This is a genomic window from Mycobacterium sp. pUA109 (assembly GCF_041287095.1).
In the GTDB taxonomy this organism is placed as follows: domain Bacteria; phylum Actinomycetota; class Actinomycetes; order Mycobacteriales; family Mycobacteriaceae; genus Mycobacterium.
This window is the reverse complement of the sequence record NZ_JBGGKS010000007.1, coordinates 56,924-68,920: the sequence shown is the minus strand read 5'-3', so window position 1 is coordinate 68,920 and position 11,997 is coordinate 56,924. Positions and strand designations below refer to the sequence as shown.

The 11,997-nt window shown below is 70.6% G+C and carries 13 protein-coding genes and 1 riboswitch; of the genes, 7 read left to right on the top strand and 6 right to left on the bottom strand.

Annotated elements, in window-relative coordinates; translation table 11 throughout:
* Positions 1-22 precede the first annotated feature (22 nt).
* Together ACAG26_RS10225 and ACAG26_RS10220 are read left to right on the top strand one after the other, a co-directional pair.
* A complete protein-coding gene (locus ACAG26_RS10225) occupies positions 23-706 on the top strand; it encodes an Mce protein (protein ID WP_370481798.1) in 684 nt (227 codons plus the stop codon).
* Positions 703-1,512 (top strand): hypothetical protein, encoded by an 810-nt coding sequence (locus ACAG26_RS10220; RefSeq protein WP_370481796.1) that lies wholly within the window; start codon positions 703-705, stop codon positions 1,510-1,512. The genes ACAG26_RS10225 and ACAG26_RS10220 overlap by 4 nt, the downstream gene beginning before the upstream one ends.
* A 101-nt stretch (positions 1,513-1,613) precedes the next feature.
* Here the strand turns inward: ACAG26_RS10220 and ACAG26_RS10215 are convergent, their stop codons facing one another.
* The 5 genes from ACAG26_RS10215 to glnX form a co-directional block, all read right to left on the bottom strand.
* Positions 1,614-2,027: a hypothetical protein gene (locus ACAG26_RS10215; RefSeq protein WP_370481795.1), complete on the bottom strand. Its 414-nt coding sequence runs from the start codon at positions 2,025-2,027 to the stop codon at positions 1,614-1,616.
* Positions 2,028-2,328: 301 nt separating this feature from the next.
* A complete protein-coding gene (locus ACAG26_RS10210) occupies positions 2,329-2,874 on the bottom strand; it encodes a nitroreductase family deazaflavin-dependent oxidoreductase (protein WP_370481794.1) in 546 nt (181 codons plus the stop codon).
* A gap of 24 nt (positions 2,875-2,898) precedes the next feature.
* Positions 2,899-5,274 (bottom strand): serine/threonine-protein kinase PknG, encoded by a 2,376-nt coding sequence (locus ACAG26_RS10205; protein ID WP_370481791.1) that lies wholly within the window; start codon positions 5,272-5,274, stop codon positions 2,899-2,901.
* Positions 5,274-6,242, bottom strand: a complete 969-nt coding sequence (locus tag ACAG26_RS10200; protein ID WP_370481790.1) for a glutamate ABC transporter substrate-binding protein — start codon at positions 6,240-6,242, stop codon at positions 5,274-5,276. The genes ACAG26_RS10205 and ACAG26_RS10200 overlap by 1 nt, the downstream gene beginning before the upstream one ends.
* Positions 6,239-7,558, bottom strand: coding sequence for a protein kinase G-activating protein GlnX (glnX, locus tag ACAG26_RS10195; RefSeq protein WP_370481788.1), 1,320 nt, complete (start codon positions 7,556-7,558; stop codon positions 6,239-6,241). Before glnX ends, ACAG26_RS10200 begins: the two co-directional genes overlap by 4 nt.
* Before the next feature lie 159 nt (positions 7,559-7,717).
* On the opposite strand from glnX, the gene ACAG26_RS10190 reads away from it, so the two are divergent.
* Complete coding sequence (locus ACAG26_RS10190; protein ID WP_370481786.1) at positions 7,718-8,341, top strand: NUDIX domain-containing protein; 624 nt, start codon at positions 7,718-7,720, stop codon at positions 8,339-8,341.
* On the opposite strand, the gene thiE is transcribed toward ACAG26_RS10190, so the two are convergent.
* Entirely contained in the window at positions 8,313-8,984 is a 672-nt protein-coding gene (thiE, locus tag ACAG26_RS10185; RefSeq protein WP_370481784.1) for a thiamine phosphate synthase, read from the bottom strand. The two genes, ACAG26_RS10190 and thiE, sit on opposite strands and share 29 nt — an antisense overlap.
* A 24-nt stretch (positions 8,985-9,008) precedes the next feature.
* A riboswitch (TPP riboswitch) is annotated at positions 9,009-9,122 on the top strand.
* Between thiE and thiO the strand changes: the two genes are divergently transcribed.
* The 4 genes from thiO to ACAG26_RS10165 all read left to right on the top strand — a co-directional run bounded on the left by thiO (position 9,113) and on the right by ACAG26_RS10165 (position 11,987).
* Positions 9,113-10,135: a glycine oxidase ThiO gene (gene thiO / locus ACAG26_RS10180; RefSeq protein WP_370481781.1), complete on the top strand. Its 1,023-nt coding sequence runs from the start codon at positions 9,113-9,115 to the stop codon at positions 10,133-10,135. It overlaps the preceding riboswitch by 10 nt.
* Before the next feature lie 47 nt (positions 10,136-10,182).
* A complete protein-coding gene (gene thiS / locus ACAG26_RS10175; protein ID WP_370482097.1) occupies positions 10,183-10,380 on the top strand; it encodes a sulfur carrier protein ThiS in 198 nt (65 codons plus the stop codon).
* Positions 10,373-11,131: a thiazole synthase gene (locus tag ACAG26_RS10170; protein ID WP_370481780.1), complete on the top strand. Its 759-nt coding sequence runs from the start codon at positions 10,373-10,375 to the stop codon at positions 11,129-11,131. The genes thiS and ACAG26_RS10170 overlap by 8 nt, the downstream gene beginning before the upstream one ends.
* A 100-nt stretch (positions 11,132-11,231) precedes the next feature.
* Positions 11,232-11,987: an SGNH/GDSL hydrolase family protein gene (locus tag ACAG26_RS10165; protein WP_370481779.1), complete on the top strand. Its 756-nt coding sequence runs from the start codon at positions 11,232-11,234 to the stop codon at positions 11,985-11,987.
* The last annotated feature ends 10 nt before the right edge of the window (positions 11,988-11,997 follow it).

Genomic DNA, 11,997 nt, shown 5'->3' with positions numbered 1-11,997 from the left:
CGGGATGGGTATGGAAGCTGCGGTGGACGTGGTCGGCGACGAATCGGGCGACGAGCCCGGGGTCACCGAGGCGTCTGTCGGGCAGGCCGGCACCGATGACGAGCCGAGCGACCCGAAAAGCGCAGTGCCAAGGACGCGTTGGTGGCGGCGGTCGGTGAACGCGACATCGCGGGGGCCGCGCCGGTGGACCAGGCCCGCGATCCGCGGGACCGCCGTGGTGGTGGTTCTGGCCCTGCTGGCCGGGGCGGCCTACGAGGGCTGGCTGCTGTTCGAGCAGCACCAGCGGCAGGTAACCGCTCGTCAAGCACTCGCGGCGGCACAGACATTCGCCGAAAACTTCACCAACGCCGACCCCAGCACGATCGACCGGGCGATCGACGCCATCAGCGACGGCTCGACCGGGGAGTTCAAGCAGAGGTACGTCAGAAGCATCTCGCAGTTGCGGGCGATGCTGATCGAGAACAAGGTGACCACGCGTGGCACCGTCGTCCGCTCCGCGATCGAATCGGTGACCAGCAATCAGGTCGAGGTGCTGATGTTTGTCAAGCAATCGTTCACCAGCGCCGCCGTGCCTCAGGCGCCGCCGGCGCCGGGCTCCGAGGCGCCGGCCGGTCCGCCCACCGAGGTGGTTGGCATGGAGATCACCATGGAGAAAGTCAACGGCCGATGGCTTGCCAGCAAAGTCGTTCCCGGAGACAAACTATGAGGGCCAGCGCGCCGGCGGCGGCGCTGGGATTTTTGTTCGCCGCGGTGGTCGCCGCGCCGGTGGCGAGCGCGTCGCCCGAACAATTCTGCGGCGAACTGGGCGCGACGTGGGACGGGGCCCGGTGCACCACCCTGGTTGTGTCGCAGCGCAAGGCGGAGCGGTTCATCTCCTTCGACCTGCCCGCCTCGATGATCGACGATCCGACCTCCGGGCCGGTGGTGCGCAACTTTTACCACATGCTGATGAACGGGTGGCGTGCCAGCGGCGCCGAGACCCCGCGGGACAGCAGCGCCACCGCCGACTACCAGCTGTTCTCCGGCCCCGGTTCGGTGCAGTCGCTGATCGTGCACGAGGACTTCGAGCCGTTCGGGATCCAGCCCAACAACGCCTATCGGTCGTTCGTGTTCGACATGGCACAGGGACGCAGGCTGATGCTCGCCGACCTGTTCAAGGCGGGCGTCGACCCGCTGGCGGCGATACCGCCGGCCGCCGCGCCGATCCTGCCGGCGGCGCTGGACGCGGCCGCCCCGCCGCACGCGCCGGGCAGCTACCCGTTCACGGTTGAGCACTGGCAGCCCGGCCCCGACGGCCCCGGCTACAGCGGGAACTATCAGGCATTCGCGTTGACCCCGGACAACCTGATCCTGTACATGCCCAACGTGCCGATGCAGCGGGAAAACTCGGCGCCGCACACCTCTCGGCCCGGGGACCCGTTGGTGTGGTCGATGGACGGCGGGGCCGTCACCCTCGAGGTGCCGCTATCCGCACTGGCCGGATCGCTGCGCCCGGAATACGGCGGCGCATAACAAGGTTGAGCCCGGTGCCGACTGTGCGGTCTCATACGCTTTTCGCGCTCAAACCGGATGAAATCGCACAATCACGGTTGCCTGGCTAGCGCCCAGCGGCGTTACCCGAAGTGGTCGCCCCACAGGCAGTAGCGGCGCGCCGCTAAGAGATGGCTGCGCGCGGCACCCAGATCGGCCGACAGCCACAGCTGGTCGGGGCCTTGCTGCGCGTAGCGATTGTCGTGGTTGAGTTTGGCGGCCAAGACGTCCGACCAGTTCCTCAGATCCACCGCGGTCTGACCGGACAACTCGTACAGCGGGCGCTCATCCTGAACGATCTGATTCCCCACACCGGGTGGCGTCACCCCCTCCGGCTCAACTTGGTCGAAGGAAGCCTCCAGTTGATCACCCACCGGCATCATGGTGTCGCATTCCGGGTCGTGTGCGGCGGCCAGCGGTGCGGTGACCAGAGATATCAGCGGGGCGGTGGCCACGACCGCCAGCCCTACAACGATCCGCCTAGCTTTGCCGATCACGGCGGCCATTGTATGTGGCCAGCGGCGAGCCCGTCGGACAATTGCCGCATCTGGGGGTACGGAAGCGCGCCGCCTATCGGCGCTTCGACTCCAGTCGAGTGTCGAGAGCAGAGAGAGCGCCTCGGCGCCGACATTGTTATCGGCACCAAGACGGAGGCAAAAACTTCTCCTGTGCGTGCAGTGAATCTTGGTGGCTGGTGTCGACATACTTAGCCCCTGAACCTGCCGGGGTCAGATGGTGCAGCGCGGCCCAAGACTGCGCGTCAGGTATCCAAATCTGATCGTGATCACCGGCGAGTGGTCAGGTCGGGGTTTCCTTCAGCTCGATGACTACCGGGATCCCGGTGTCAAACCAATAACGGTGCAGTTCCTGGATTTTCGTTCGGGTCGGCACCCCGCGAAGATGCAGCGCGCACTCGGCGTAGTCGGTCGCGTGCACGGCGTCGCAGATCGCTGCCCGAGCACTGGCCAGCTCGGCGGCGTCGGTGATCTCGTACGCGACGCCGTCGAACATGCCGCCCGGGATCCGCAGCCGCACCCTCGGGTCGGCGCGGATGTTCCACACCCATGCGTGCACCGCGTCCGGCCACGTCACCGCCACGTGCGGCGGCCGCAACGCCACCAGATACGCTCGCTGGCCTTTCCGGATCACCCGGACGCACTTGCTGCGCGGCTTGCCGGTTTTGCGCCCGGTCGTAGTCAGGACACCGAATCCGGCAGGCGGCGACCACCGCAGCAGCGGCAGCATTACCGCGCTGAGCACTCGGGCGTCCCGGGGCGTGCGCAGCAGACGGCGGTGCCGTCCGATTTCCGCGGCGGCGGCATCGCGTACTCGGTTGGAGTCCATGAACCACCCGTCCGGCGTAAACCCTCAGAACGTCGACATTGGCCGCACCGCGTTGGCCATGTCCACCAACGCGTAGCGGTGCGCCTGGGTGGGTGCCACCCGGGCCAGCCCCCGCAACGCCGCCTCCACACCGAGGCGCAGCCCGTGGTCGGTGAACGGGAAGCCCAGGATGTGGTTGGTGCTGGCCTCGTGATCGGCCAGCCAGTCCATCGCCGCGCCCAGCACCAGCGCGCGGATCTGCAGCACCCGCGGCTCGGTGTCGGGCAGCGCCTCCACCCGCCGGGCGGCGTTGCGGATGTCGTCCTCGGTGATCTCCCGGGTGGAGCGCCCGGACAACAGCGTCATCGCGCTGGTCAGCCGCGCGGTGGTGAAATGCCGTGAGGTGGGCGGGACTTTGTCCAGGGTTCGCACCGCCGCGGCCCGGTCGCCTTCCACCGACAGCGCCCGGGCCAGCCCGAAGGCCGCCGAGATTACGCCGTCGTCGGTGCTCCACACGCTTTGGTAGAACTTGCGCTCGTCGGCGGTGCCGGCCAGCTCGGCGGTGGCCGCCAACGCCATCTTGGGGGCCAACTCCCCGGGGAACATGTCCAGCACCTCGGTGAAATGCTTACTGGCCGAATCGTAGTCACCGGTCAGCAGTTCGGCGACGCCGCGGAACCACACCAGCCGCCACTGCCAGCCGACCCGCTCGGCCAAATCCTCGAGTTTCTGGGTGGCCTTGGTGACGTCGCCGAGGTCCAGCAGCGCGCGGACCTCCATCAACGGCAGCTCGACGGATTCGGATAAGTCGATGCCCTCGGAGTCCAGCGCGCCGTGGCGCACCGCGCGCAGCGAATCCAGGGTCTGCACCGGCTCGGAGAGCACCGTCGCCGACAGCACCGGCGCGGCGACGTCGGCCTTGTTGACCAGCGGCACCTGCAATGCGGTGACGATCTCGCGGGCGGTCAGCTTCTCCGAGTGCACCTGCCCGTCCAGGTACACGTCGGTGTGCGCCACCAGCAGGTCCACCCCGAACGTGGACCGCGACCGGGTGAAGATCGACGACAGTCCCGGCCGCGGCACCCCGCTGTCTTGGGCGACCACCTCGCGCAGCACCCCCATCAGCTGCCCGGACATCTCCTCGGCGGAGCTGAACCGCCGGCGCGGGTCGGGGTCGATGGCGCGGCGCAGCAACCGGCCGAACGAGTCGTAGGTCCGCAACACCGGGTCGTCGTCGGGCAACCCGTCGACGTAGCGGCCGTCGCGGGTGCGCAGGTTCAGCGTCAACGCGGCCAGCGTGCGGCCCACCGTGTAGATGTCGGTGGCCACCGTCGGCCCGGTGCGCACGATCTCGGGTGCCTGATAGCCCGGGGTGCCATACAGGTAGCCGAACGAGTTGATCCGCGACACCGCGCCCAGGTCGATCAGCTTGAGCTGTTCCTCGGTGAGCATGATGTTCTCCGGCTTGAGGTCGTTGTAGACCAGGCCGAGGGAATGCAGATAGCCCAGCGCGGGCAGGATTTCGAGCATGTAGGCGATCGCCTGCGCGACCGGCAGCTTTTTGCCCTTGGCCGGTTTGAGGGACTGCCCGCCGACGTACTCCATCACGATGTAGCCGACCGGGTCGCCGTGCCGGTCCGGGTGTTGGACGAAGTTGAAGATCTTCACGATCGCCGGATGCGTCACCTCGGCGAGGAACTGCCGCTCGGCCATCGCGATCGCCTGTGCCTCGGCGTCCCCGGAATGCACCAGGCCTTTGAGCACCACCGGGCGGTCGTTGACGTTGCGGTCGAACGCCAGGTACACCCAGCCCAGACCACCGTGCGCCACGCAGCCCTTGATCTCGTACTGGCCGGCCACCATATCGCCCGGCTTCAGCTGCGGCAAAAACGAATACGGGCTGCCGCAGTACGGGCACCAGCCCTCCGATGCCGCCTTACTCTCCGCGCCGGACCGGCCCACCGGCTTCCCGCAGTTCCAGCAGAACCGCTTGGACTCGGCCACCACCGGGTTGGTCATCACCGCGGCGAACGGGTCGATCTCGGGTACCCGCGGCATCTCCACCAGCCCGCCGCCCAGCCGGCGGACCGGCGCCACCGGGCGCAGCACCGGATGGGGTCGTTGCTGCGGCTGGGTGCCGACGTCCTCGTCCGACCCGCCGTCGGAGTCCGGATCGAACCGGGGGCGGAAGATCGCCTGGGTGGCCATCGGACGCTGGGTTGCGGCGGAGTCGGCCAGCACGTCGGCCGGTTCGGTGCTGGGCCCGACGTCGTGCTCGGGTTCGGGGGCCCGAGCCCGGTCCGCGGGCTCGCTCACCGGACGCGGCTCATCCGCGTCGGGTTGCGCATCGTCGTCGGCTGGGATGCTGCGCCGCTCCTCAGCATCGCTGCGCGCTGCATCGTCGTCGTCGCGGGGGCTCATCAGTCCACGTACTTCGGGGTCGGGGGTGGCGGTGCCGGACCCAGCACCGTTAACCACTTGCGGTACAGCGTGTTCCAGGTTCCGTCCCGGCGGATGCGGTCCAGTGTGCCGTTGACGAACCGGACCAGGCCGGTGTTGTCTAGGTTAATCCCGATGCCGTAGGGCTCCTGACCCATATTGGGTCCGACGATGTGCAGGTAGGGGTCTTGGGACACCAGCCCGGCCAGGATCGAGTCGTCGGTGCTGACCGCATCCACCTCGCGCTGCTGCAGCGCCACCAGGCAGTCCGCCCAGGTCACCACCGACACGATGATCGGGGCCGGGGAAATCTCGCGGATCCGGTGCAGCGAGGTGGTGCCCTTGGCGACGCACACCCGCTTGCCGGACAGGTCGGAGGCCTGCGCGATCGGCGAATCCCGCGGGGTCAGAATGCGCTGGTTGGCGGTCAGGTACACGGTGGAGAAGTTCACCAGTTTGCGCCGCTCGCAGGTGATGCTCATGGTCTTGACGACGATGTCGACCTGGGATTTCTGCAGCGCGGTGATGCGTTCGGCCGATGACAGGATCCGGTACTCGACCTGCGACACGGTGCCGAAGATGTCCCGGGCCACCTCACCGGCGATGTCGACGTCGAACCCGGTGATCTGCCCGGTGATCGGGTCGCGGAAGCTGAACAGGTTGCTGCCGATGTCCAGCCCCACGATTAGCCGGCCGCGGGCCCGGATGTTGGCCACCGCGCCGTCGGCCTCGGCCGGGGTGGCGAACGGGTGCAGGCTGGCGGTGCGGTCACAGTCGGGGGCGGGCTGCGGCGGCCGCGGCGCCTCCGGCGGCAGCTCCTGCATCCCGGCCGGGGTGGGTGGCGGCAGCGTCGCTGCCGACGACGTCGTCACGTAGTCGGAGTGCCCGCACCCGGCCAGGACCAGCACCACCGCCAGCACGGCGCACAGCGGGCCGGCTAGCCGCCTCATCGGTACTCGCTTAGCCGGGGCCACAGACCCAACGCGACCGCGATGGCGGCGCCCAGGCTGAGCGCCGCCCCGCCCACCGGGGCCACCGACAGCACCCGGCGCGCGTTGAGGATGTCGTTGCGCAGCTGGTTGCGGCTCTGCTGCATCGCCTTGTCCAGCGCGGCCTCAAGCTGGTTGAAGGCCGGGGTGGAGTCGTCTTGGCCGGTACCCAACGCCACCTGGGTGGCGGCCTGGTAGTTGCCGACGGTGATGTAGGAGTTGATCCGGTCATTGGCCTGCCGCCACCGGGTCAGCAGCTGCTCGGCGTCGTCCAGGTCGGCCTTGGCGACCGCGTCGTTGCGGGACATGTAGCCGGTGAGCTGCTGGTGCATGGTGTCGATGCGCTGGTAGAAGGTCTGTTTGCGGGCGTCCTCGTCGCCGCGGCGGATCAGTGACAGGGTCTCGTCGGCGCGGGCCTGCTGCGCGGTGATCGCCAGGTTGGTGATGGTTTTCAGTGACTCGGCGGCGGTGTCCTTGGCGGTGCGGCTACCCGCGGTGGAGATGACCAACACGGTACCCACCCAGATCACCATGATCAGGATCGCCAGCGCGCCCGCGATCAGGCCGGGGTTGATGCGTCGCCGGGTGGTCCGGGCCAGCCAGCGGTGCGCGAACGCCCCGAAGATCACCGTGGTGGCGACGATGATGATGACCGGGGCGGGCACCCGGGTCGACGCGGTGGTTTCGGTGTCCACCCGCGCCGAGGTGGCCTCGTACAGCTTCTGCGCGTCGGGCAGGATGGTGCCCTGCATCAGCGCGGACGCCTCCGACAGGTACGACGACCCGACCGGGTTACCGGCCCGGTTGTTGGTGCGGGCGATCTCGATCAGGCCGGTGTAGGTGGCCAGCTCGGCGTTGATCCGGCCCAACAGCTGCACCAGCGGCTCATCGGTCAGCCCGCTGGACGCCCGGGTCACCGCGACCGCGGCGTCGATGACGGCCTGCTCGTAGCGTTGCCGCACGCTGCGGGGCTCGGCTTGGGCGATGAACGCGGTGGCCGCGGCGGCGTCGGCCACCGACAGCGTGGTGTAGAGCCGGCCGGCGGCATACGCCAGCGGCTCGGTGTGGTTGAGCACGGTGGTCAGCGCGGTCTGGCGGTGATCGATCGTCGTGGAGGTGGCGAACGCGCTCAGGCCGCCCAGCGTGGCCAGGATGAGCCCGATGGTCAGGATGCGTCCGGGGGTGGTGGTGATGAACCACCAGCGCGGGTGGGTGGACCCAGTCGGCGACGGCGACGCTTGCGGCTCGGTCGACGGATGCGCCAACTCCACGGTCACGGCGGTTCGGACCTCATCTTTCGGCTGGTCGTCGGACTGCGCTGCTCGTCCACCAACGGTATAAGCAAATTCTAAGAGCATGGGTGACGCGGGGCGCACAGGTTGTGGACGAGTGTTGCCGGCCGGGGCGGCTGACCCCGGCCTGCTTATTCTGAACCCGTGCACGGCGACGGCGACGGGTGGTCGATCTCCGATACCGGCGCCCGGTACTGGGGCCGGCACGGCGCGGCGGGTCTGCTGCTGCGGGCGCCCCGGCCCGACGGCACCCCGGCGGTGCTGCTGCAACACCGCGCCTGGTGGAGCCATCAGGGCGGCACCTGGGGATTGCCGGGCGGCGCCCGCGACAGCCACGAGACCGCCGAGCAGACCGCGGTGCGCGAAGCCCACGAGGAAGCCGGCCTGCCCGCCGAGCGGATCGCGGTGCGCGGCCAGCTGGTCACCGCCACCGCCAGCGGCACCGCCTGGACCTACACCACCGTCGTCGCCGACGCCGGCGAGCTGCTCACGGTGGTTCCCAACCGGGAAAGCGCCGAGCTGCGCTGGGTGGCCGAGGCGGAGGTGTCCGGCCTGCCGTTACATCCCGGCTTCGCCGACAGCTGGGACCGGCTGCGCGCCGGGGCGGCCACCATTCCGCTGCACGACGGCGACCAGCGGCGCCGCGAGCTGCCCCGCACCGTGGAGATCGAAACCGGGGTTTTCGTGTGGTGCACGGCCGGGGCGGCCGATCACCCGCCGTCGCAGCTGAGCGCCCAGCTCAGCTCGCTGCTGTCAGCGCCGCGCTGAGCTGTTCGGCCGCCGCCCGCGGATCGTCGGCGGCGGTGATCGCGCGCACCACCACCACCCGCCGGGCACCGGCGTCGAGCACCTCCGGCAGCCGCCGCCCATCGATGCCGCCGATCGCAAACCACGGCTTGTTCCCGGGCAGCGTGGCGGCGGTGCGCACCAGGCCCAGGCCGGGCGCGGGCCGGCCCGGCTTGGTGGGGGTGGGCCAGCACGGCCCGACGCAGAAGTAGTCGACCGGCTCGGCGACGGCGTTGGCGACCTGGTCGGCATCGTGGGCGGAGCGGCCGATCAGCGCGTCCGGGCCGACGATGTCGCGGGCCACCGGCAGCGGCAGGTCCCGCTGCCCCAGGTGCAGCACGTCGGCGCCGGCGGCGCGGGCGATGTCCGCGCGGTCGTTGACCGCCAGCAGGGCGCCGTGCCGGCGGGCGGCGTCGGCCAGGATTTCCAGGGCAGCCAGCTCGTCGAGGGCCTCCAGCGGGCCGAACCGTTGTTCCCCGGCGGAGCCCTTATCCCGCAGCTGGATGATGTCCACCCCGCCGGCCAGCGCCGCGTCGGCGAAGTCGGCCAGGTCGCCGCGTTCCCGCCGGGCGTCGGTGCACAGGTACAGCCGGGCGGCCCGGAGCCGGTCTACGCGTTGATGCACACCGCGACGCTAGCGGCTAGCGTGGAGGGCTGACACGGGAGTCCCGGGAGCGGGGCTGAGAGTGGGCCCACCAGACCGGCCCTTACCGTCACACCTGATCCGGGTCATGCCGGCGAAGGGAGCGAAGGATGTCACAGACCACACTCGGGTCGCTGGCTGTCATCGGCGGCGGCGTCATCGGGCTGTCGGTAGCGCGCCGCGCCGCGCAGGCCGGCTGGTCGGTGCGGGTGCACCGCGGCGGTGAGCCCGGCGCCTCCTGGGTCGCCGGCGGCATGCTGGCCCCGCACAGCGAGGGCTGGCCCGGTGAGGAGCGGCTGCTGCAGCTGGGGTTGGCGTCGCTGCGGCTGTGGCACGAGTCGTTTCTGGACGGGCTGCCGGAGCCGGTGGTGACCGCCCGGGAGTCGCTGGTGGTGGCGGTGGACTCCGCCGACGTCGCCGACCTGCGCACCGTCGCTGACTGGCTGTCCACACAGGGCCACCCGGTGGTCTGGGAGTCCGCCGCCCGCGACGTGGAACCGCTGCTGGCCCAGGGCATTCGGCACGGGTTCCGGGCGGTGACCGAGCTGGCGGTGGACAACCGGGCGGTGGTCGTCGCGCTGGCGGAGGCCTGCGAGCGGCTCGGGGTGGCCTGGGCCGGCCCGGTGTCGGAGCTGGCCGACGTGGGCGACGCCGACGCGGTGGTGATCGCGTGCGGCATCGACGCCCCGGCGCTGTGGCCCGACCTGCCGATCCGGCCGGTCAAGGGTGAGGTGCTGCGGCTGCGCTGGCGTCGGGGCTGTCTGCCGGTGCCGCAGCGGGTGATTCGGGCACGGGTGCACGGACGGCAGGTGTATCTGGTGCCGCGCGGCGACGGCGTCGTGGTGGGCGCCACCCAATACGAGCACGGCCGCGACACCGCGCCCACCGTGTCGGGGGTGCGGGACCTGCTCGACGACGCGTGCGCGGTGGCGCCCGGACTCGGCGAATACGAGTTGGCCGAATACACCGCCGGGCTGCGTCCGATGACCCCGGATAACCTGCCGCTGGTGCAGCGCCTGGATGACCGCACCCTGGTGGCCGCCGGGCATGGCCGCAACGGATTCCTGCTGGCCCCGTGGACCGCCGAACAGATGGTGTCCGAACTCCTTCCGGTTGGAGCGCACTCATGCTGATCCGTGGCGGCGACGATGCACAGCGAAGCGATGAGGAGGAGCGCCGCATGAATGTCATCGTCAACGATGAACCGGTCCAGGTTGAGGAGGCGACCACCGTTGCCGCCCTGCTGACCGCGTTGGGCTACCCCGACCGCGGTATCGCGGTGGCGTTGGATCAGACGGTGCTGCCGCGATCCGGCTGGCTCACAGCACTTTCCGACGGCGCGTGTCTCGAGGTGGTGACGGCGGTGCAAGGTGGCTGAGGAGAAACTGACCATCGCCGGCCGCGAATTCGGCTCCCGGCTCATCATGGGCACCGGCGGAGCGCACAGCCTGGCGGTGCTGCAGGAGGCGCTGGTGGCGTCGGGCACCGAGCTGACCACCGTCGCGATGCGCCGGGTCGACGCCGAGGGCGGCACCGGCATGCTCGACCTGCTGGGCCGGCTGGGCATCACGCCGCTGCCCAACACCGCCGGCTGCCGCAGCGCCGCCGAGGCGGTGCTGACCGCGCAGCTGGCCCGCGAAGCATTGGGCACCGAATGGGTCAAGCTCGAGGTGATCGCCGACGAACGCACCCTGCTGCCCGACGCCGTCGAACTCGTCAGGGCCGCCGAACAATTGGTGGACGACGGGTTCGTGGTGCTGCCCTACACCAACGACGACCCGGTGTTGGCCCGTCGGCTCGAAGACACCGGCTGCGCGGCGGTGATGCCGTTGGGTTCGCCGATCGGCACCGGGCTGGGCATCGCCAACCCGCACAACATCGAGATGATCGTGGAGGCCGCCGGTGTCCCGGTGATCCTGGACGCCGGGATCGGCACCGCCAGCGACGCCGCGCTGGCGATGGAGCTGGGCTGCGACGCGGTGCTGCTGGCCAGCGCGGTGACCCGGGCCGCCAACCCGCCGGCGATGGCCGCCGCGATGGCCGCCGCGGTCACCGCCGGGTATCTGGCGCGCCGGGCCGGCCGCATCCCGAAACGGTTCTGGGCGCAGGCCTCCAGCCCCGCGCGATGACGGTTCCTGCGCCGCCCTGCTTTGCGCCGAGCGTGCATCTGTGGCGGAAAAATCGCCGAAATCCCGCCATGGACGCACACTCGGCGAACCTGGAGGCGCGATGAGTCGCTATGTGGCGTTGGGCAGCTCGATGGCGGCCGGTCCGGGGATCCGGCCCGGCGCGGCGGGGGCGCCGTTCGGGTCGGGCCGCTCGGCGCGCAACTACCCGCACCTGGTCGCCGACCAACTCGGCCTCGACCTGGTCGACGTCACGTTTTCCGGCGCCACCACCGCGCATCTACTCACCGACCGCCAGGGCGGCGCGGCGCCGCAGCTCGACGCGCTCAACGGGTCCGAGCGCCTGGTCACGATCACCATCGGCGGTAACGACGTCGGCTACGTGCCGCTGCTGATGGCCGCCTGCCTGCCGCGACCGGTCCGGCTACTGCCGAGGATCGCGGCGCTGCTGGACCGCGACGCGCGGGATAAAGCGCTGGCCGGGGTCGGCGACTCGCTGCGCGCGGTCGGCGCGGCGGTGCGCGACCGGGCACCGCAGGCCCGGGTGCTGTTCGTCGACTATCTGACGCTGCTGCCACCGGACGGCGAGCCGGCGTCGCCGCTGTCGGCGCGCCACACCGAGCTGGGCCGCCACGTGGCCGCCCGGCTCGAGGAGCACACCGCCGCGGCCGCGGCCGCCACCGGCTGCGAGCTCGTGCCGGCCGGTCAGGCCAGCCGCGAGCACCACGCCTGGTCGGCGCGGCCGTGGACGGTCGGCGCGGCGTGGCCGCTGCCGTGGCGCCCGGCCCCGTTTCATCCCAACGCCGCCGGGATGCGCGCGGTCGCCGACCTGGTCGCCGCGCAGCTCAGCGACGCCTGAGCCGGCCGCG